Raw genomic sequence first — 22,219 nt, 5'->3', positions numbered from 1 at the left:
TTATTGCTGATCTTCAATAGATTTGCAAAGAGCTATTTGCGATACAACTTTCCATTGTTCCATTTTTTCTGCTCTAGTTAAACCCGCATTTAGTCCGCTAGTTGAAGGTAATGTTGTATAAATGATGCCTTCTTGTGGAACAGTAAGTTTTTGGAAGTATTTTGCAGCAGCTTTACTTTCAAAAAAGATATATTTTATATTCGGATATTGTTTATGCAGACTTTCAAAATCGTTTATCGTTTCTTCTGTTATTTTAGCATCACTGCTTCCTTCTCTTTTGCAGCTTTCTAAAACATTCCAAAGACCAATGTTATACTTTCTTACGAGTGCTTTTCGATCTTCATAAGAGGCGCTGAATTCTTCTTCAAAAATAGCAAACAGAATTTTCCAAAAATGGTTTCCTCTATTGGCGTAATATTCCTGCTTAGCAATAGATTGCTCGCCCGCCATAGTGCCCATAATTAGAATAATTGTGGAATTGTCGATTAATGGGGGTAGGGCTTTTTTGAGCATGTTTTGTTTAAAATTCTGGTTTTGTAAAATTACAAATATGAATTTAAAATAGAGTTATAATTAGGTCTACAAGTTTTAGAAGAAAAGAATGTTGAAGAAATTACAAACTATTTGCTTTCTAAAATTTAAGGCAAAAGTACATTTGTTTTTATGTAGTGTGTTGGTTTTTAATTACTTGTGGTTGTTTTTATTGCTGAATTATAAAACAAACAATTTATAGTCTCCTGACAGTTCTGTTAAATAATTAAACAAAAGTTAAAGCTTTACGGGAAACCGTAAAGAAGTGTGATGTCATTCCATTATTTTCGCTCACAAATTATAATAACTAACCTCAAATTTATAAAAAAATACTTATGCGGAAAATTTACCTACTGCTTCTTTTTTTTGTGTCTATTAGTAGCTATTCTCAAGATATTCTTTGGGAAAAGTCATACGGTGGCACGCATGCTGACTACCTTTTTGATGCGCAGCCTACTGCAGATTACGGATTTATTTTAGCTGGAAGTTCGCTATCCAATAAAACTGGGAACAAAGAAGAAGATAATCATGGTGATTTAGACTTCTGGGTCTGGAAGATGAAAGAAAGTGGAGAGCTTGACTGGCAGAAAAGTTTTGGCGGTGCTGGTTTTGATTTTCTTCAAAGTATTAAAAACACGAGAGATGGCGGATTTATTCTTGCAGGAACTTCAAATTCTTCAAAAAGTTTTCAAAAGAAAGATAATTGCAAAGGGCTTTCAGATTTCTGGGTCATAAAATTAAATGCCGCTGGCGACGAACAATGGCAAAGAACTATAGGCGGAAATGGACAGGAAGAACTCTTATGCGCTTTTCAGACGAAAGATGGAGGCTATATTTTAGGAGGTTCTTCAAGCTCTAGCCCAAATTCGGTTTCAGGCTCTAAACTGGACGAAAATTCTTTTGCAACTGATATTTATTCGAAATCAGAGAAATCTAGAGGTAGCTTGGACTACTGGATTGTTAAGTTAGATAAAGAAGGTGTTATTCAGTGGCAGAAAACCTATGGAGGTCAATACTCTGATGTTCTAAGAAGCATGGAACAAACCTCTGATAATGGATATATTCTTGCGGGCTACTCTAATTCTCCTATTTCTGGTGATAAAACAGAGCAGCATAAAGGCGTTGGAGATTACTGGATTTTAAAAATAAACGATACAGGAGTAATCGAGTGGCAAAAAACTTATGGAGGAGATGGTGACGACCAGCCTTATGTCATTCATCAAACAAAAGATGAAGGCTATATCTTAGGAGGAAACTCAAATAGTAAAAACGCATTGACTACAGAAGGAGGTATTGTTGCAAATGGAACAGATTATTGGCTTCTTAAGCTTGATAAAGAAGGAGGAGTGCTTTGGAGTAAAACTTTTGATTTTGGAAAAGTTGATATTCTGACTTCACTAGTTGAAAATGAGGATGAAACTTATTTGATTGGAGGTCATGCGCGCAATTCTGGGCCAAAGTCTGGCGGAAACAGTCTTGCATCAAAAGCTGTCGGACTGGTAGCAAAAGAGAAAGATGGCATAAACGATTATATCGCCTTAAAGATTAATGGCCAAGGTGAGGAAATCTGGAACAAAAGCGTAGGAAGCGGGGGCGAAGATATACTTCGCAAACTTATCGAAACCAGAGATGGTGGTTATCTGATGGCAGGTACTTCTAATGGCTCTTCCAAAGATAAGAATTCTAATATTGGAGGAAACGATTTCTGGGTAGTTAAACTTAAAGATAAGGCCAAAGTTGAAAAGGTTAAAGCAAGTATCGAAGCTATTCCTAATCCTGTTTCTACTTATACAAATGTAATAATCGGATACGATTTTAATATGGGGACGGCAAGTGTAGTGGATATGCTTGGTCGTACACTACAGAGTTTTTCTATTTCAAATAGAACTGTTCCAGTAGATTTAAGCAGATACGCTGAAGGAGTCTACATTATTATTATCAAAACAGATATTAAAACCGAATCGGTTAAAGTAATTAAAAGAATAACAGGTAAATAGAATTGGAATAATCTTAATAAGAAATATCTAAGTTATGATATTGTTTAAAAAAAAAGATTTTATGAAAAATAAAATATTATGGGTTCTAATTATTAGCTTTAGTATAATGCGTACTAACGCACAAGATATACCTAATATAATGCCAGCTTCTCCTACTTCCGCGTCTTTGGGAAATTATGGACAGATACCTTTAGGATTGTTTTCTGGAACCCCACAAATTAATATTCCAATTTTTGAATTAAAAGGAAGAAAATTGACAGTACCAATTTCTTTAAGTTACAGTTCTAACGGAATACGAGTTGATGAAATGGCATCTGATGTTGGATTGGGATGGGTTTTAAATGCGGGAGGTTTAATTACAAGAACAATTATGGATGATGCAGATGAAAATCAGACTGTAGCAACACCAAATTTTTCTGATTTTACAGCATCAACACTCGCGTATTTGCAAAATGCTACTACTCAAGGTGATGGATATGATGCGTCAGCAGATATCTTTTCCTTTAATTTTAATGGCTTTTCCGGTAAGTTTTATTTAGACAATAATAAAAATCCAGTTTTAATAAATCCTTCAGCATTAAAAATTGAAAGTGCAGAATCTTATGCATTTAAAATTACAGATCCCACAGGTATAATTTATTGGTTTGGAGACTCATCTTCAACTGAAAAAATTATGTACAGAAGTAAATTGACAACACATAATACATGGACAGGGGAGGAACCTACGAGCTGGTATTTAAATAAGATTGAAGATCCTTCTTCAGGCGATATTATAACATTTGATTATATAGTTTCGAACTATACGTATGATGCAGGTTTGTCACAATCTGTTTCTAGAAGTGTTACCTCGACAGGTTCTGCACCGGGTCAAAATTTAGTGATTACTGAATCGAGAGTTCTAGGAGTTATACTAAGTTCTATTTCATCAAGTTTGGGTAAAGTTAAATTTATTTATGAAGAGAGGGATGTTAGCTCTAATACAAGAAAAATCGAAAGGATTGAAATTGAAGATAATAATCAAAATAGTATTAAAAAAATTAAATTGGGCTATAATATTGTTGCAACGACTTTAGCAACTCAATATGATAATCCTCATATATTTTATGAGCCTCAATATGGAAAAAGATTGTTCTTAACCAGTATTGCTGAAATTAAAGACGGCAGTAATATACCACCGTATATATTTACATATTATGATTACGATAAAATCCCTCCAAGATTTTCATATGCACAAGATTATTGGGGATATTTCAACGGTGATAGTAATAACAATTATCTCGTAAGCAATGATGACTATTATCTTTCGGATAGTAATTTCTCATTATCTATGTTAAAAAATATTTTTGGTAATGTAGGAGGAAATAAAAAGGCAAATGGACTTTACAGTAAAAATGGATTATTAAAATCTATTACATATCCAACAGGTGGATCAAATGAATTGATATATGAGCCTCATTCATATTATGGAACTAAACAGATTTTTCCTTCTAAGAAGCAATTAAGCATTAGTCTTTCTAACACTGCAGATCAAATGGCTAGAAGTGAAACAGTAGTTACAGAAACAATTCCATATTATCAGGAAAAAGTACCATTATATTTTTCTTCTGGATCAACTAGATGTTGGGAAAATGGTTGGCCTGATCATCATATAAGAGCAAGTTTAGTGGTAGAAGTTGCTGAAAACGGATCCGAAATATTTGAAACACCTCTAAATGGAGAAGGAATTTATAGTGTTGATGTGCATGGTATGAAGATATATAATAGTAATAGCTCTGTGATAGCTGCACCAACAATAACACAGCATTACATTGATTTGCAGCCAGGCAGAAAATATAAATTTAAGGTTTCAGTGCCATTTGAGTGTGTTAGAGGTGATTTTAGTACATCTTTTTACGATCAAAATCCTACATCTATTGATGCAAATATTGAAGTAGGAGGACAAAGAATATCTAAGATTATTTCCAATTATGGTAATGATAAACAAGAAGTGAAGAAATACTACTATGGAAATCTTTCATGTTTGGATTGTTCAAGTGGAGTTCTAGAATTACCAACACCTTCTATAACGTTAAAAACTTATCATGATTGGACAGGTACTACTTGGTCTGGGGATTCATCATACACGCTTTCGAGTACAGATGTTATCTCTTTGAACTCTAGTTCAATACTTCCATTATATACCAAGCAAAATAGTCATATTGGATATAGCTCTGTTGTTGAAAGTATCGGTAATAATTTTGATGGAGGTGGAATATTGCATAAATTTATGATTGCACCTATTGAAATTGCAAATCCATTAAGGGGAAGATATGTGCCTGGAACTCCTTTAAACACAACTTTTGGAACCGGTAACGAAATTGAAACGCAATATTTTTATAAAAATGCGGATAAATACGTGACAGTGAAAAAAGTTATAAATGATTACTATTTAAACCCTGTATTAAATAAAGAATACTATGGTTACAGTATAAGCCAACGTGACTTTTACTCAGGAAGTACTTGGACAGTTACGGATAAAATAAAAGCTTATGATATTACAAAATATATATTGAGGTCTCAATGGCATTATTTAAAGTCAATGACTGAAGAAACATTTGATTTAAATGGATTAAATCCAATTAAGACGAAAATTAATTATAATTATAATAATCAGGATCACTTACAAATTACTTCTCAGACTACAGTTAACTCTAAAGAAGAAACATTAGAAACCAAATACTATTACGCCCAGGATTCAGAGATGTCAGGTCAGCCATTTGTAAATGATTTGAGAACGGCTAATATTATTTTGCCTCCATTAAATACCAAAAGTTTTTCTTCGGGATCTAAGATATCAGAACAGTTGAGAGTTTATGATAAGAGTGCCACTACAAGCAATTTATTGTTACCAAAATCAGTTAATATTAATAAAGGATCAGCAGCAATAGATTTAAGCTCAGACAGAAAACTAACCTATGATCTTTATGATGATAAAGGCAATATTTTGCAATATACACCCGAAAACGGAATACCAGTTTCTATTATCTGGGGGTATAATAAAACACAACCTATTGCCAAGATTGAAAATATGGTTTATGCATCTATTCCAGCAGAAACAATAAACAATTTGCAAACACTTTCAAATAGTGATAAAGACAACTGCATGTCGGAAGGATGTACAGAACAGAAACTTCGAAAAGCTTTGAATTTATTTAGAGATTCACTTCCAAATGCATTTGTTTCTACTTACACCTATAATCCTCTTGTTGGCGTGACAAGCATTACCGATCCAAAAGGATTTTCTACCTATTATGAATATGATGAAGAATTGAGGTTAAAATGGGTGAAAGACAACCAAGGAAAGCTGCTTACAGAGAATATTTATCATTATAAAAACTAAGATTAGAATTATTTATGAAAACAAAATTACTATCAGCTTTTTTATTTATAATTGTAAATATTTGTCATGCTCAAGTTGCAACGTATTGGTATAGAGATGAAGACGGAGATGGATACGGAGAAAGAGGGCTTGAATGGCCCCCAATAAAGAGCAAAAACCAGCCAGCAGGCTATGTTGGTAATAACTCCGATTTGGATGATACTAACTATCATATAACAAATATTACTCCCAATTGGTTCTATAGTGATCTTGATAATGATACATTTGGGGATCCAGCTACAGGATTGTATATAAGTGTAAAACGGTCATATCAAGTTCGTAACAATACAGATTGCAATGATAATGATGCATCGATAAATCCCAATACAAAATGGTACCGCGATGCTGATGGAGACGGTTACGGATCAGCGTCAAACTATGTAAGCCAATGTGTACAGCCTGCGGGATATATCTCAAATGCATTGGATTATGACGATTCTAATGGGAATATTACCAATATTGCGCCTCAGTATTTTTATCAAGATGCGGATGGAGATGGTTATGGAAATGGAGCTGCAGCTGTCTATTATAGTTACATGCCTGCTGGTTATGTAACTAACAGTTCTGATTGTAACGATTCTGATAAATGGATTAATCCAAATACTAATTGGTATAAGGATAGTGATGGCGATGGTTATGGTAATGATCTAATTAGTGCAAAAAGTTGTGGAGGGTTTCATGGTTATGTTCTTAATTTTGAAGATTATGATGATGGCACTCCCAATATTACTAATATTCCGCCACAATATTACTCTCGTGATCTGGACGGCGATGGCTTTGGCAATCCGGCTACTACAGTATATTATAGCAATAGGCCAGCGGGCTATATTACTAATAATCTGGATTGCAATGATTACAATGCTGCAATTAATCCTAATACAGTTTGGTACCGTGATGTTGATGGGGATGGATACGGAACCGCTGCTTTAACGGCTGTAAGTTGTAATATGCCTGCTGGTTATGTACGTAATGCAGCAGATTATGACGACTCTACAGCAAATATTACCAATATTGCACCGCAGTATTTTTATCGAGACCAAGATGGTGACGGATATGGAGATCCATCCGCTTATGTATATTATAGTTTTATGCCTTCAGGCTATGTAAGCAACAATTTAGACTGTAGGGATATGGATGCTACGCTTACCCCAAATACTAGCTGGTATCGAGATGCCGATGGAGATGGTTATGGAAATAGCGGAATAGTAATAAATTCATGTACACAGCCAAGCGGATACATTAGATGGGCATTAGATTATGATGATTCTACAGCAAATATTACCAATGTAGCACCGCAATATTTTTATCAAGATGCCGATGCCGATGGTTATGGAAATCCATCTGTTTATGTGTATTATAGTAATATGCCTGCAGGCTTTGTTGCAAATAACTACGATTGTAATGATGCAGACAGTTCTTTACATCCAAACACCGTTTGGTATCAGGATGCCGACGGCGATGGTTTTGGAAATGGCGGAGTAACTACTGCTTCATGTACTCAACCGGCAGGATATGTACGTAATGCTGCAGATTACAGTGATACGACTGGTAACATAACCAATATTGCACCACAATATTTTTATCAGGATAGCGACGGCGACGGTTACGGAAATCCATCAGTTTACGTTTATTACAGCTATATGCCTGGAGGTTTTGTTGCAAATAGTTCTGATTGTAATGATGCCGATAACTCTTTAAATCCCAATACGGTTTGGTATAGAGATGCAGATGCAGATGGTTACGGAAATGCTGGAGTATCTACTTCTTCATGTATACAACCGGCAGGATATGTCCGTAATGCTGCAGATTACAATGATACGACAGGTAACATAACCAATATTGCGCCACAATACTTTTATCAAGATATAGATGGTGATGGCTTTGGTAACCCAAATGTTAGTGTGTATTATAGTGCAAAACCGTCTGGTTATGTAAATAATAATGCTGATTACAACGATTCAACAGTAAACATAACCAATATTGCTCCGCAGACATTCTATCGAGATGCTGATGCTGATGGCTTTGGTAATCCAAATATCAGTGTTTATTACAGCGCTATGCCATCTGGATATGTGAATAATAATGCCGATTATAACGATTCTACAGCAAACATTACGAATATAGCTCCACAGACATTCTATCAAGATGCTGACGGAGATGCTTTCGGAAATCCTTCGGTAAGTGTTTATTACAGTGCCATGCCTAACGGATATGTTACAAATAATTTAGATTGTAATGATACAGATGTGAACTTGAATCCAAACACAAAATGGTACGCAGACAATGATTCAGATGGATTAGGAGATCCTTCAGATTATGTGCAGCAATGTTCAGCACCAAATAGCAATTATGTACGCAACAATTCTGATAATTGCCCTCAAGTTGTAGGAAGCAGCGCAGATTGTAATGATGTTGTATCTCCTTCAGATTATAATTATATTATTACTAAAAAGTATAAACAGCCAACAGAGGCAGTTATAACTTCTCCGTCGTTAGAACAGGCACAAACCAGCATAACCTATTTTGACGGATTAGGGAGACCTATTCAGCAAATTGCCAACAGACAATCGGCAACAGGCAAAGATATTATTACTCATATCGGTTATGATAATTTTGGGAGACAAGATATTGAATATCTTCCTTATGTATCATCAGCTGCAAATATGGCATTCGAAACAAATGCAAAAGATAATACGAAAGCTTTTTACAATACAGAAAAATACGAGAATACAGCTAACCCATATTCACAGAAGAAATTAGAATCTTCGCCATTAAACAGAGTGTTAAAACAAGCGGCTCCAGGAAATTCTTGGGCTATGGATAATGGCCATGAAATAAAATTAGAATACCAGTCCAATAGTTCAGCTGATGCGGTCAAATTGTATAAAGCAACAGCAAGTTGGGCTGCAGGCTCTGGTTTGTACGATATCTCGTTTTCTGATGCAGGAACTTATGCAGATAATGAATTGTACAAAAACGTTACTTATGACGAAAATACAACAGCAAGTCCCGCAGAAGGTTCAGGTTCTACAGTAGAATTTAAAAACAAAGAAGGACAGGTTGTCTTAAAAAGAACGTACAATGGAGGAGAGAAGTATGATACCTATTATGTCTATGATATTTATGGAAATCTGACCTATGTAATTCCTCCAAAAGCAGAAGGAACAATAGACTATAATGTTTTAAACGGTTTGTGCTACCAGTACAAATACGATGATAAAAACCGTCTGGTAGAGAAAAAACTTCCTGGAAAAGATTGGGAATTTATTGTATACGATAAACTGGACAGACCTGTAGCTACAGGTCCAGCCTTGTCACCATTTAAAGGCGAGAATACTCAAGGATGGATCATTACAAAATATGATGCTTTCAGCAGGCCAGTTTATACTGGATGGAGCAACCAAACGTCAAATACTGCAACTCGAAAATCATTGCAGGACGCGCAGAATAGCGCTCCAGTTTTGTTTGAAAACAAACAGACTTCTGGAAATATTGACGGAATAGAAGCTTATTACAGCAATGTAATTGCACCAATAAGTTTTAAATTATTAACGGTTAATTATTATGATAATTATGATTTTCCGAATGCACAGGCAGTTCCGTCTACCATTGAGGAGCAGGATGTTTTGGCAAATGCAAAAGGAATGGCAACAGGAAGCTGGACAAGAGCAGTAACTACCGCCTCTTCTACAGCAGGTGAAACCAGTACAATAATTTATGATGATAGAGCCAGACCAATAAAAAATCACCTTCAGAATTATTTAGGAGGTTATACTTCTAGCGAGAGTAAAATTGATTTTTCAGGAAAAACGCTTTATACTGTTACCAAACATAAAAGAACATCTGGAAATGCTGAAATTACAGTGCGGGAAGAATTTGCCTATTCGCCTCAGGATCGACTGCTTACACACACGCACCAGATCAACGGCGGAACAGTCGAACTGCTGGCAGAAAACACTTATGATGCTTTAGGACAGCTTACAAGCAAAAAAGTTGGAAACAATACAGGAAACCCGCTTCAGAAAGTAGATTTTCAGTATAATATTAGAGGCTGGCTGAAAGAAATTAATAAAACAGCCAATCTGCAGCAGGATACCGATCCTGTAGACTTATTTGCTTTCAAGATCAATTATGATAATACAGAAACAGAAATAGGAGATGTAAAAAAGCTTTACAACGGTAATATTTCAGAAACGTTCTGGAAAACAGCTTCAGATCTAAACGAAAGAGCTTACGGTTATAAATACGATAATCTAAACCGCCTAACCAATGCGATTTACGAAAAGAACGGATTAACTACAAGCGCTTATGACGAGTATCTGTCTTACGATAAAAACGGAAATATTAAAACCCTTAGCCGTAAAGGAGATTACGACCCTCAGCTAGGTAATCTTGATATAGATGATTTGGTTTATACTTATCCGACAAATTCAAACCAATTGTCTAAAGTTGTAGATAATTCCAACAACAGTAGCGGATTTAATGATGCCAATAAAAAGGATGATGAATACAGTTATGATAATAATGGAAATCTGATTAGCGATAAAAATAAAAACATCACCGAGATTACCTATAATCATTTAAACCTGCCAAAGAAAATAACATTTGGAACAACAGGAACTATTGAATACTTTTACGATGCGTCTGGGCAAAAAGTACAGAAAGCTGTTACCGAAGATACGGTTACGACTGTTACGGATTATTTAGGCGGTTACCAGTACAAGGACAATGTTTTAGAGTTTTTCCCGACAGCAGAAGGGTATGTAAAAAACACGGCAGGAGCGCTTTCGTATGTATTCCAGTACAAAGACCATTTAGGCAACGTTCGTGTAAGCTATGCTAAAAATCCGACAACGCAGGTTCTTGAAATTATTGAAGAGAATAATTATTATCCTTTTGGATTAAAGCATAAAGGATATAATGATTATCTAGCGACGGCGAATAAGTATAAGTACAATGGAAAAGAGCTTCAAGACGAGCTTGGGCTTAACATGTACGACTATGGAGCACGAAATTATGACTCTGCACTTGGACGTTGGATGAACATTGACCCGTTAGCAGAGAAATATTTTGGAGCGACTCCATACAATTATGTATTAGATAATCCTGTAAATGCATTTGACCCAGATGGGATGGATGTCTATTTGCTTACAGAATCAGGAAGAACAATATTAGCTTTAAAAGAAAAAGATAAAAAAACAGATACAATGTATGCTGTTAATAGTTCAAGTGTAACTGATATAACTTCTTCAAATGGTACCAAAGACACTACTTCGGTATTTGATATGAAAGATACTAATGAGGATGGACAATTTACTAAAGAAGATGGAGTGACGGTAAAATCAGGAATAATAGGACAGATGGTAAATAGTTCTGGAAAAATGCATGGCAACGATTATTATTCTTCAAAAAGTGAGTATAGTGAAGAAAATGAAAACGATTACTTAAATGTTTTTAAGTATGCATCTGACAATTCAACCTCCGAATTCGGTATGCATACTTATATGAGTAATGGTAAAAAAATGATACAGTTATCCACGAATGCAGATGAAGGGGCCGTAAGTGCCCCTATAGCATTTGGGATAAAAAATTCAGATGTAATTAATAGATGGCACAGTCATCCAGGTATAAGAACTAATCCTTCTGTTGAAGTATTCAGTATACAAGGAAATACTGGAGATAGTGATTACGGTCATTCCTATGACCAAAATCGAAACTATCCAAATTACATATATTTTCCGAAATCATCTAGATTATATAATGTTACTCCAACATCAATTAATTATATTAAAACAATAAATAAAAAAAAGAAAGATAGTTATAAAGATTTAAAAAATTAAAAGATGAAAAGAAAAGCTCTATGTTTATTTTTACTACTAGTTTTTATATCATGTAAGAAAGAAGAATTATCAGTAGATTTTAGAAAAGTTATTTTAGATTATCAAAGTAAGGTTCCTTTACCAAGAGTAATAAATGCTGATATTGAGAAATATCTATATGTAATTAATTTTCAAAAAAAAGGAAATGATACATTGTTTAATCTTATTAGATGTCCTAGTATCTCTAAAAACGATAGTATTTCAGGAATATATCAAGATGAAATTCTTAGACCTTTAGCTATTATAGATAAAAATAAATTAGGAATAAGTTACTATCAAATTAAGAAGAAAAATATAGGCAATTTTATAAGCAATGATTTTTTTAGAGAAGATTATCCTCCACTATATAGATATCAGATTAAAAACAAAAAAATAGTGTTAATAAAAATTGATACAATAAGTGACAATTGGAAAAAATAATTATGCCCCCGCTCCGCAAAGTCTTCAACTGAAAAGCTGTGCAAATGTCTCTGACTTTGCGCATTTTTTTTTAGTTTGTTTTAAATATAGAACTTCTTAAAAGTCTCTGACTTTTTTAGAAATATCTTGATGAATTAATATGAGATAAAGTCTTTATAATAAATTATTAATGAGATTTAATTTAAAGTCAGAGACTTCCCGCTCTCCGAAGAGTTCAACTGAAAAGCTACGCAAATGTCTCTGACTTTGCGTATTTTTTTTAGTTTGTTTTAAATACCGAACTTCTAAAAAGTCTCTGACTTTTACTTCTTTTATTCAGTATATAAAAAAGTAAGATAAATCATCTATTTTTACAAAAAAAATAAAGATGAAAGAAGGATATGTTATAAGAGATCAAACACTACCACATTTTATAACTCCAACAGTTGTAGACTGGATTGATGTTTTTACAAGACAAAGTTACAGAGATATTATTATCGAATGTTTAGATTACTGCATTAAAAACAAAGGCATGATATTGTATGGTTATGTAATTATGAGTAATCACATCCACATGATCGTGCAGTCTGAAAATGGTAAGCTTTCAGATTTGATTCGAGATTTTAAAAAATTTACTGCAAAATCTATTTTAGAAAAGATCCAGAACAGTCCAGAAAGTAGAAGAGAATGGATGTTGGAACGTTTTAAACTAGCCGCAAAACAGCATACTAGAAATAAAGTTTTTCAATTTTGGCAATACGGAAATCATGCGGAAGAAATTTATACTAACAAATTTATGTGGTCAAAATTAGATTACATACATTTAAATCCTGTAAAAGCCGGCTTAGTAAATAAAGCATCAGACTATATTTATTCAAGCGCATCCAATTATGTGAATGATTTTGGTTTGCTTGAAATTGAAAAAGCAGAAAATCCTTTAGTTGATGTTTTATATTTTAAATCAATTTTTAGATTTGATAAATATTGATATCGTTTAAAGTCGGAGACTTTTTGTAGCAAACGTCACTAAAGATGTAAAAAAAATAAAAAGCGCAAAGTCGGAGACATTTGCGCAGCTTTTCAGTTGAACAATTCGGAGATTGCGCAGCTTCTAACAATAAGAACAGTGCTAGTCTTAGAATTTGTACTGTTCTTATTGTTTTCAATCTTTAACCCACCGAACAAACATTTTTACTCTCTTTACTCAAAGGTTTCAATCCAAGATTTTGAAACATCTGCATATCTTCAGATAATCCTGGATTTGGTGTAACGAGTAAAGTTTCGCGTTCTCCCGTAAAAATAGAATTTGCACCAGCCATAAAACACCAAGCTTGTTCTTCTTCCGTCATTTCGATACGTCCTGCACTTAAGCGGACAACAGCTGCAGGCATAATAATACGAGCTGTGGCAATCATTCGAACCATATCCCAAAGCGGCACTTTCGGATTATTTTCTAATGGAGTTCCTTTAACTCTCGCCAACGCATTTACAGGAACAGATTCTGGATGAACGGGCATTGTAGCTAAGGTTAAGAGCATAGAAACACGATCAGCAGGAGTTTCTCCCAAACCAATGATTCCACCAGAACAGACAGTTATTCCCGCTTTTCTCACATTATTTATCGTATCTAGACGCTGATCAAACTTGCGTGTACTGATGATTTCATCGTAATAACTTTCTGAAGTGTCCAAATTGTGATTATAAGCATACAGACCAGCTTCTTGTAAACGTATAGCTTGTTCTTCGGTTAGCATTCCTAAAGTGCAGCAGACTTCTAGTCCGAGATCGTTTACGCCTTTCACCATTTCTATAACGCGATCGAAATCTTTATTATTTCGGACTTCGCGCCAAGCGGCAGCCATACAAAAACGGGAAGAACCTCCATCTTTGGCTTTTTGGGCGTGTTCGAGAACTGTTTCAGTTGGTAAAAGAGCCTGTACTTTAATATCGGTGTGATAACGCGCTGCCTGTCCGCAGTAAGAACAGTCTTCTGGACAACCTCCAGTTTTTACAGAAAGTAAGGTGCATACTTGTATTTCTGAAGGTTTGTGCCAGTTTCTGTGTACAGTCGCAGCCTGATAAACCAATTCTAAAAGAGGCTTATCATATATAGCCTGAATTTCTTCTTTGCTCCAGTCGTGTCTTATTTGTCCATTCATTTTTATATGATATACTTTTATTTTTAGCCAAATGTATTGTTTTGCCGTATCACTAAAATGCACCAGTTTTTAGATTATGAGTGGTCCGGTTGAAATTGAAGATTCAGTAGGAATTATTTCAAGAAGAACTGTCTTTTTAGATTAAACAGTTTCTGAAATATAAAATAAGATTATAAGTAGATGATTTTTAGGTAGCTATAGGCCGAACAAAAATTAACTTCTGCTTTAACGGATATTTCTGCACATTAACGTATTTTAATTAAATCTTAACGTTTAATGTTGTTATTTTCAGATATTTATAATATCTTTAACTTATGAGATGGGAATTGTATAATCTTTCTACATAATTTTGCAGCATTAGATTATCGAACCCCAAACTACGTTTAACCTAACTTTTTGCCTGATATGAGAATATTTTTAATGGCACTGCTTTTTTCTTTAAGTTCCTTTACTGCTGTAAATGTATGGGAAGAGAATGAAATTTTAAGCGAAGTTGAATTCGCAAGACTTACCGAGCATGTAAGTGAAATTAAGGCTTACACATCAACTAATCACAAGTACAGTAATAAAATTGCTTTTCTTGTTGATATGAAAATTAAATCAGGAAAAAATCGCTTTTTTGTTTACGATCTCGAAAACAATCAGATTCTAGATCAAGGATTGGTAGCGCACGGCTCTGGTTCTGAAACAGGAATAAAAGGAGATATCCTGCAATTTAGCAATACTCCAAATTCAAATTGCACTTCGCTAGGAAGATATTCAGTAGAAAAGCCGTATAAAGGTGTTTTCGGAAAAGCTTTCAGATTGGCAGGATTAGATGAGAGTAATAACAATGCTATGAAACGTGCCATTGTATTACACCATTACAAAGAAGTTCCATCAGAAGAGCAAGGTTATTATATCATCAACAGCCACGGTTGTCCGATGGTTAACGAAGCATTCTTCAAAAGACTTGAAAAATATATAGAAAGTTCAAATTCTAAAATCTTATTGTCTGTTTATTATTAAAAGATGGAGTAATAAGTTTGGAGTAAACTAAAATTCCATTAGAATTTTGAACAGTAAAAATAAATTTAAAAGAGAACTTAGGTTCTCTTTTTTTATGCCGATAAATTAAATTTTATGCCGTTTAAATTTTTGCCCTTTATCTCTAAGTTCCTATAAATGCTCATTAAAAGCAATAAATTAGGATAAACTTAACTTGTCTGATAAACTAGATAGAAAATACAAGTTGTAAATTAGTAGAATAGTAATCAAAAGTTTATTTTATGAAAGCAGTACGTTTTTTTGGGCACAAAGATGTCCGCGTTGTTAATGATCTTGAAAGACCTGTTCCAAAAGGTGATGAAGTTTTGTTAAAAATTGGCGGAGCTGGTGTTTGCCACTCAGACCTGCACATTATAGACGAGGGAACAGTTGTAGGAACCGTTTTTACTCTAGGACACGAAAATGCGGGATGGGTTGAAGAAATTGGCGAAAATGTGAAAGGATATAAAAAAGGAGATGCCGTTTTGGTATACGGTCCGTGGGGATGCGGACATTGTAAGCCCTGTCAGCAGTCAAAAGAAAATTATTGCGATCATCAGTCGGAGCAAGCTTATGGGGGTGGTTTAGGACTAGATGGCGGTATGGCAGAGTATATGCTGGTTCCGTCTTCGAGACTTTTAGTGCCTATTTTCGATTTAGATCCTATAATTGCAGCTCCATTAACAGATGCGGCACTTACACCATATTCTGCCATAAAACGTTCTCTTCCTAAATTGATGGCAGACGAGTTTGTTGTAGTGATTGGTGTTGGCGGTTTAGGTCACGTAGCACTTCAGATATTAAGAGAAATTAGCGGAGCAGCTATTATTGCCTGCGACGTTACCGAAGATAAATTAGCATTTGCAAAAGAATTAGGAGCTGAATTTACCATTAATTCTAAAGATGCCGATGCAGCAGAACAAATTCAGAAAATTACCGGAATCAAAAAAGCTAAAGTTGTTCTAGATTTTGTTGGAGCAACTTCTACCATAGATTTAGGAACGAAAGTGGTGAGTCTGGATGGAGATCTTACGATTGTTGGTCTTGGCGGCGGACATTATCAGTACAGTATGAATGTTTTGCCTTTCGGAGTGAGTATGACGAATCCGTATTGGGGATCAAGAACAGAATTGATGGAAGTTGTAGGCTTGGCTAGACAAAAGAAAATTCATATCGAAATAGAAAAACATAAACTTGACGATGCTAACGAAGTGTATGATCGAATGAGACAGGGAAAAATAAAAGGCAGAGCCGTTCTAGTACCATAAAACTCAGAAGAAAAGGAATCCGTTTCAATTGAGACGGATTTTTTACTTCTAAGAAATAAATATTATTTGCAGATTAAAAAATATCAATATATTTGCGTATCAGATTAAACAAATGAAAAACACAATTAACATCGCTTCTATTATCATGATTATCATTCAATAATGATGGAGAGGTGTTATATAAATAAGTAAAAGATAAAATTTAGAAAGCCTCCCATAATCGGGAGGCTTTTTTGTTTACAGCAATTATGAAAAAATCAATTCAGAATAGCATTATTATTTCAATTATCATTATTCGCATTACGTGACGAGTCAGGATTATATTGTCTATTCAAAAAAGCCTTTCTCAGTCCTGCGAAAGGCTTTTTTTATTTCCCTCCAGCAACAAAAAGCATAAATAAAAATCACACAATGAAAAACGAATTTACCCTCACCATTTATTCTGAAGATCAAATAAGATTAATCAATAAACTCAGCTCGATGTTTATACGAAAACAAGTAGCTATTTTGAGTCTTAATATGTCTATTTGCGAAATTGATCAAATGTACAGGCACACTATAGTAGTAAATGAAACAGTAGATACCGTAATAAACTTAGCTGCACAGATTGAGAAAATTATAGAAGTTTTTAAATGCAGTTATTCTTCGAAAGATGAAATCGTTTACAGGCAGACCGCATTATTTAAGATCTCGACTGCGGTATTTATGTCAGATCCACGAATTGAAAGTGTACTTCGTGAAAAAGATCTCACGGTTTCAGAAATTCAGAAAGAATACACCGTATTGCAAGCCACAGGAACAGATGAAGAGATCATCAGCTTGACTGAAAAATTAAAACAATTGAAGCTTATAGAATTTATAAAAAGTTCCAGAATTGCACTTACAAAGTCTGAAGAAGGCTTTTGTGTAGAATTTTAGAAAAAAACCGAGTTTAAATCAGTTGTTTTCTGCTAGATTTCTTATTTTTAATAGTCTAAGTTACTAAAGCTAAAAATATGATTTTAGGTACTAAACGTTTATTGTCTTTTTTATTGCTGTTGTCGGCAGTACTGATAACGCCATTAAGAATGGAAGCACAGCTTTTGGGTGCAGCCAAAACTACGGCCGAAGAACCAGCAAAAATTCCAGATGATTCATTAGGCAGAAGAACGCCTCAAGGAACCGTAAACGGATTTATCAAAGCGATTGGCGATCAGAATTATCTGCGCGCCAGCCAGTATTTTATGCTTAGTAAACGTTCGTATCGCAAAACAACTGAAAGAGTGCGAATTGCAAAAACTTTTCAGCAGCTTTTGGATCAAGGAGGAAATTTTTCACCCTCATCTATTCTTAGCAATAAAGAATTAGGACGCATAGACGATAATCTGGCAACGGGAATCGATTTAGTCGGAAATATATCGACAGATAAGATAAACATAGATCTTTATTTAGAAAATCAGTCAGATGATAGTGAACCGGCGCTATGGCTTTTTTCGGCAGAAACCATTGAAGCCATTCTTTCAGCAGATGTTAGCGGAGAAAAAACATTTTTGGATAGAGTATTGCCAAAAGTCTTAAAAGAAAAGAAATTTGGAAATGTTCCTATTGGACATTGGGGAGTAGTGGTGATAATGACAATTGTTTCCTACCTGCTTTCGCGACTGCTTATATTCGTCTTTATATTTCTGCTTCAAAAAATATGGAAGAAAGCAGATACCGATAAAGGGAACGCTATAATCGAGGCTTTTACGTTACCGGTACAAATGTATCTCACGGTAATTTTATTTGTAGCAACGACGCAGCGTATGGGAATTTCGATAATTGTGCGCCAGCGATTTAGCATCATAATAATTACAATCGGAATTTTGGCTTTTCTGATCCTGCTTTGGAGAATGACCGATTTTGTGAGCATGTTTACCCGAAGCAGAATGAATAGGCGAGGACGCGCTTCTGCGGTATCTGCGGTATTGTTTTTAAGCCGCACCATGAAAGCCGCCATTGTTGTTATCGGAATTATTGCCATATTGGGAATAATTGGAGTAGATGTAACAGCCGGACTTGCCGCACTGGGAATTGGGGGGATTGCATTGGCTCTTGGAGCACAAAAAACAATAGAAAATTTTGTGGGAAGTGTCAGCCTTATTGCCGACCAGCCCTTACGCGTAGGCGATTATTGCCGTGTTGATGATATAAAGGGAACAGTAGAATCTATCGGAATGCGTTCTACAACACTTCGTACGGCAGCTCGAAGTATTGTAACGATTCCGAATGGCCAGCTTTCGGCTAGTAAAATAGAAAATTATGCCCATCGCGACCGATTTATATTCAATCCGATTTTTGGTTTTAGAATGGAAACCACTCCAGACCAAATGCGTTATCTGCTTGTAGAATTAAGATCTTTGCTCTACGCACATCCCGGAGTAATCAATACGCCTCCAATAGTCCGTTTTACGGGCATTACAGCCGATGCTTTAAAAGTTGAAATTACATCATACATCGAAGCGGTTAATTTTGAAACCTCACAAGAAGTTCAGGAAGATCTTTTATTGCGTATGATGGATATTATCGAAAAAAGCGGTACTTCTTTAGCTTATCCGTCACAGACTTTATACATGGCGAGAGACACTCCTTTTTCAACTGAAAAAGCAGAGGAAGTTGCAGAAACAGTTAAAAAGTGGAAGGAAAATAATGAACTGCAACTTCCTAAATTTGATCCAAAAAGGGTAGAAGACTTAAAGGGAAGCATTAAATATCCAGACGATGGAAGTTTTAATCCAGATACGGATATGACTATAATTTAATAAAAAATAGGCTGTTCAAAAGACAGCCTATTTTTTTATTGCAATTTATAATTTCAGAACTATTTCTCCAGAGTTATAGTTTTACCTGTAAAGTTTATTCTGCCGCTTTGAACATCTTTAGAACCATCAGGCTGTTTTCCGCCAACAAAAATCGTAAACCATCCCGGTTCTACAACACGTTGTTTTTTCTTATTGATCATAGAAAGCTGTCTTGGCGTAACGGTAAAAGTGACCGTTTTGGTTTCTCCTTTTTTAAGATGAATGCGCTCAAAACCTTCCAATTGCACAATTGGACGTGGAGTAGAAGCTTTTTCATCTTTCAGATATAATTCAGCCACTTCATCTCCGTCACGTTCTCCTGTATTGGTTACATCTACAGATACTTTAAAATCATTTTCGGAATTTAACTCTTTTGGAAGCTGTAAATTAGAATATTTGAAATTCGTATAGCTCAAACCAAATCCGAAAGGATACAAAGGCGTTTTATGAAAGTAACGATACGTTCTGCCTTCCATATCATAATTTTCAAATTTAGGCAATTGGTCAACCGATTTATAATACGTAACAGGAAGCCTTCCAGCTGGATTATAATCTCCAAAAAGGACATCCGCGATAGCGTTACCACCTTGCTGTCCAGGATATCCAGCCGTTAAAATTGCGGGAATATTGTCATTTGCCCAATTGACAGAAAGCGCGCTTCCGTTTATTAAAACTAATATAACTGGTTTTCCAGTAGCTTTAACGGCTTTCATCAATTCTTCCTGATTTGCTGGCAGATCCAAACTTGTTCGGTCACCGCCATTAAAACCATCTGCTTCAACTTTCATTTCTTCGCCTTCTAAACGCTCATTCAATCCTAAAACTAAAATTACAGCGTCGGCTTGATTGGCAGTCTGTACCGCTTCTTGCACTACATTTTCTTCAGGTTCTGCCCAAAACAGTTTTGCAATGGCGTCTCCGTAGTAATTCTGATACTTGATTTCTATTTTATATTTCTTTCCTGCTTCTAAATTAATTTTTTGCGGACGAAAACGTGGGTGATGCTCGTTTTTTCCGCCTTCAGCTTTTCCGTCTTCAATTTGAACAGTCATAAAAGGTTTTGACCATTCTGAAATGTTATAAATTCCCGTTTTAGGAACCGTAAGATAACCTGTCCATTTTACGCTGTAATTACCCATTTTCAATCGAGGATCTGGCGTATTGATATCCCATTCAAAATCGATATTATCATCTATTTGCGTAAATAACGGTTTTCCTTTCCATTCCAAATTATTAAAATATTCTCCAATTAAACCTTGAGTTGCGTTTTCGTTTTGGAAATATATTGAAGGAATAATTTTCATTGCCTCAACTCCTTTAGCTAAATCTGTTCCTTTGGCATATAAAATTTTAGCATTTGGCTCCAATTTATTTTGAATTCCTTTTAAAACTGTAACCGGATTGCTCGGAACCCCGCTGTAATTCCCCCATAAAGACTGAATATCATTTGCATTTGGACCAATTACGGCAACTGTTTTAATGTTTTTAGAAAGTGGCAGCGTTTTATCTTGGTTCTTCAAAAGCACAATACTTTTTTGAGAAGCTATTCTGGCAAGATAATCGTGCGCCGCATTGTTATTATCAGAATACGGAATTTGAGCATAAGGAACAATATCGTCTGGATCAAACATTCCTAATTTGAAACGAGCGGTATATAAACGTTTAACAGCAATATCAATGTCAGCTTCAGCAATTAATTTGGAATCTACAGCCTCTTTTAAAGATTTAAAACTGCTTCCGCATTCTAAATCTAACCCGTTTTTTACCGCTAGAGCCGAAGCACTTGCAGCATCAGTTGTTATTTTATGGTATTTCCAAATATCCGTTACAGCGCCACAATCGGATACTATATAACCTTTAAAACCCCAGTCCTTTCTAAGGATATTAAACAAAAACGGACTCGCACTGGCAGATTCTCCACGAAAACGGTTGTAAGCGCCCATTATGGAGTAAACATGTCCTTCTTTGACCAAAGTTCTAAAAGCAGGAAGATAGGTTTCGTAAAGATCAATATCGCTTGTATTGGCGTCAAAATAATGGCGTGATGGTTCTGGGCCAGAATGTACGGCATAATGTTTGGCAGTAGCGACTACTTTTAAATATTTCTCATTATTGCCTTGAAGTCCGTTTACATAATTGAGTCCCAACTGGCCCGTTAAAAACGGATCTTCGCCATAGGTTTCATGCCCGCGTCCCCAACGAGGATCGCGAAATATATTGACGTTTGGCGACCAAAATGTCAAGCCTTGATAAATACCGTGCTGATCTCTTCTTAAATATTCATGGTGTTTCGCACGAGCTTCATCAGAAATGGCAGTAGCTACGTCCAAAATCAATTGACGATCCCAAGAAGAAGCAATAGAAATAGATTGCGGAAAAACAGTGGCAAATCCCGCACGGGCAACGCCATGCAGCGATTCGTTCCACCAATTGTACTCAGGAACTCCCAAGCGGTCAATTGCTGGAGCAGAATCCATTAATTGATTTATTTTTTCGTCTAATGACATTCTCGATACTAAGTCATTAACACGCTGTTCTGTAGGTAGATTGGGATTTTGGTACGGAAAATTTTCCTGCGCAAAGGTGGTTAAAGCAAAAAAATGTAACGCAACAACTATGGTTCTTTTTTTCATTGGTTTTGGCTGGTTGGATTTGATTTAGTAAGTATTAAATAAATATACTTAAAATCTATTTATAGCCAACTTATAAAAATATAAATAATT

General features: G+C 35.2%; 12 protein-coding genes. 9 read left to right on the top strand and 3 right to left on the bottom strand.

Annotation, left to right across the window (positions count from 1 at the left end; all coding sequences use genetic code 11):
• Positions 1–513: a DNA-deoxyinosine glycosylase gene (locus AC3E9W_RS18115; protein ID WP_488769460.1), complete on the bottom strand. Its 513-nt coding sequence runs from the start codon at positions 511–513 to the stop codon at positions 1–3.
• A gap of 353 nt (positions 514–866) precedes the next feature.
• On the opposite strand from AC3E9W_RS18115, the gene AC3E9W_RS18110 reads away from it, so the two are divergent.
• The 5 genes from AC3E9W_RS18110 (at position 867) to AC3E9W_RS18090 (ending at position 13,212) form a co-directional block, all read left to right on the top strand.
• A complete protein-coding gene (locus tag AC3E9W_RS18110) occupies positions 867–2,528 on the top strand; it encodes a T9SS type A sorting domain-containing protein (RefSeq protein WP_488769459.1) in 1,662 nt (553 codons plus the stop codon).
• Between the two features lie 61 nt (positions 2,529–2,589).
• Positions 2,590–5,907 (top strand): hypothetical protein, encoded by a 3,318-nt coding sequence (locus tag AC3E9W_RS18105; protein ID WP_488769458.1) that lies wholly within the window; start codon positions 2,590–2,592, stop codon positions 5,905–5,907.
• 14 nt (positions 5,908–5,921) lie between these two features.
• Entirely contained in the window at positions 5,922–11,786 is a 5,865-nt protein-coding gene (locus tag AC3E9W_RS18100) for a DUF6443 domain-containing protein (RefSeq protein WP_488769457.1), read from the top strand.
• Positions 11,787–11,789: 3 nt separating this feature from the next.
• The gene (locus tag AC3E9W_RS18095; RefSeq protein ID WP_488769456.1) at positions 11,790–12,245 is read left to right on the top strand and encodes a hypothetical protein; all 456 of its coding nucleotides are present in this window, start codon (positions 11,790–11,792) and stop codon (positions 12,243–12,245) included.
• Between the two features lie 367 nt (positions 12,246–12,612).
• Positions 12,613–13,212 (top strand): REP-associated tyrosine transposase, encoded by a 600-nt coding sequence (locus AC3E9W_RS18090; RefSeq protein WP_488769455.1) that lies wholly within the window; start codon positions 12,613–12,615, stop codon positions 13,210–13,212.
• Between the two features lie 181 nt (positions 13,213–13,393).
• Here AC3E9W_RS18090 and bioB read toward each other — a convergent pair whose 3' ends face one another.
• The gene (gene bioB, locus AC3E9W_RS18085) at positions 13,394–14,383 is read right to left on the bottom strand and encodes a biotin synthase BioB (protein ID WP_488769454.1); all 990 of its coding nucleotides are present in this window, start codon (positions 14,381–14,383) and stop codon (positions 13,394–13,396) included.
• Between the two features lie 405 nt (positions 14,384–14,788).
• On the opposite strand from bioB, the gene AC3E9W_RS18080 reads away from it, so the two are divergent.
• The 4 genes from AC3E9W_RS18080 (at position 14,789) to AC3E9W_RS18065 (ending at position 19,457) form a co-directional block, all read left to right on the top strand.
• Positions 14,789–15,391: a murein L,D-transpeptidase catalytic domain-containing protein gene (locus AC3E9W_RS18080; protein WP_456896728.1), complete on the top strand. Its 603-nt coding sequence runs from the start codon at positions 14,789–14,791 to the stop codon at positions 15,389–15,391.
• Between the two features lie 260 nt (positions 15,392–15,651).
• Positions 15,652–16,677 carry an NAD(P)-dependent alcohol dehydrogenase gene (locus tag AC3E9W_RS18075; protein ID WP_488769453.1) on the top strand — a complete coding sequence of 342 codons (1,026 nt, stop codon included), beginning with the start codon at positions 15,652–15,654 and terminating at the stop codon, positions 16,675–16,677.
• Positions 16,678–17,088: 411 nt separating this feature from the next.
• A complete protein-coding gene (locus AC3E9W_RS18070) occupies positions 17,089–17,595 on the top strand; it encodes an acetolactate synthase small subunit (RefSeq protein WP_488769452.1) in 507 nt (168 codons plus the stop codon).
• A 77-nt stretch (positions 17,596–17,672) separates the two neighbouring features.
• Positions 17,673–19,457: a mechanosensitive ion channel family protein gene (locus AC3E9W_RS18065; RefSeq protein WP_488769451.1), complete on the top strand. Its 1,785-nt coding sequence runs from the start codon at positions 17,673–17,675 to the stop codon at positions 19,455–19,457.
• A gap of 59 nt (positions 19,458–19,516) precedes the next feature.
• On the opposite strand, the gene AC3E9W_RS18060 is transcribed toward AC3E9W_RS18065, so the two are convergent.
• Positions 19,517–22,129 (bottom strand): beta-glucosidase, encoded by a 2,613-nt coding sequence (locus AC3E9W_RS18060; RefSeq protein ID WP_488769450.1) that lies wholly within the window; start codon positions 22,127–22,129, stop codon positions 19,517–19,519.
• Between the last annotated feature and the right edge of the window lie 90 nt (positions 22,130–22,219).

The sequence above is a fragment of the Flavobacterium sp. 38 genome (assembly GCF_057799715.1).
The sequence above is the reverse complement of the archived record's forward strand: the minus strand, read 5'-3'. Positions and strand labels throughout refer to the sequence as shown.

Coding starts and splice junctions, on each gene's coding strand:
- AC3E9W_RS18060 (WP_488769450.1), bottom strand. CDS start 22,129: ATGAAAAAAAGAACCATAGTTGTTGCGTTACATTTTTTTGCTTTAACC.
- bioB (WP_488769454.1), bottom strand. CDS start 14,383: ATGAATGGACAAATAAGACACGACTGGAGCAAAGAAGAAATTCAGGCT.
- AC3E9W_RS18080 (WP_456896728.1), top strand. CDS start 14,789: ATGAGAATATTTTTAATGGCACTGCTTTTTTCTTTAAGTTCCTTTACT.
- AC3E9W_RS18095 (WP_488769456.1), top strand. CDS start 11,790: ATGAAAAGAAAAGCTCTATGTTTATTTTTACTACTAGTTTTTATATCA.
- AC3E9W_RS18105 (WP_488769458.1), top strand. CDS start 2,590: ATGAAAAATAAAATATTATGGGTTCTAATTATTAGCTTTAGTATAATG.
- AC3E9W_RS18075 (WP_488769453.1), top strand. CDS start 15,652: ATGAAAGCAGTACGTTTTTTTGGGCACAAAGATGTCCGCGTTGTTAAT.
- AC3E9W_RS18115 (WP_488769460.1), bottom strand. CDS start 513: ATGCTCAAAAAAGCCCTACCCCCATTAATCGACAATTCCACAATTATT.
- AC3E9W_RS18100 (WP_488769457.1), top strand. CDS start 5,922: ATGAAAACAAAATTACTATCAGCTTTTTTATTTATAATTGTAAATATT.
- AC3E9W_RS18070 (WP_488769452.1), top strand. CDS start 17,089: ATGAAAAACGAATTTACCCTCACCATTTATTCTGAAGATCAAATAAGA.
- AC3E9W_RS18090 (WP_488769455.1), top strand. CDS start 12,613: ATGAAAGAAGGATATGTTATAAGAGATCAAACACTACCACATTTTATA.
- AC3E9W_RS18110 (WP_488769459.1), top strand. CDS start 867: ATGCGGAAAATTTACCTACTGCTTCTTTTTTTTGTGTCTATTAGTAGC.
- AC3E9W_RS18065 (WP_488769451.1), top strand. CDS start 17,673: ATGATTTTAGGTACTAAACGTTTATTGTCTTTTTTATTGCTGTTGTCG.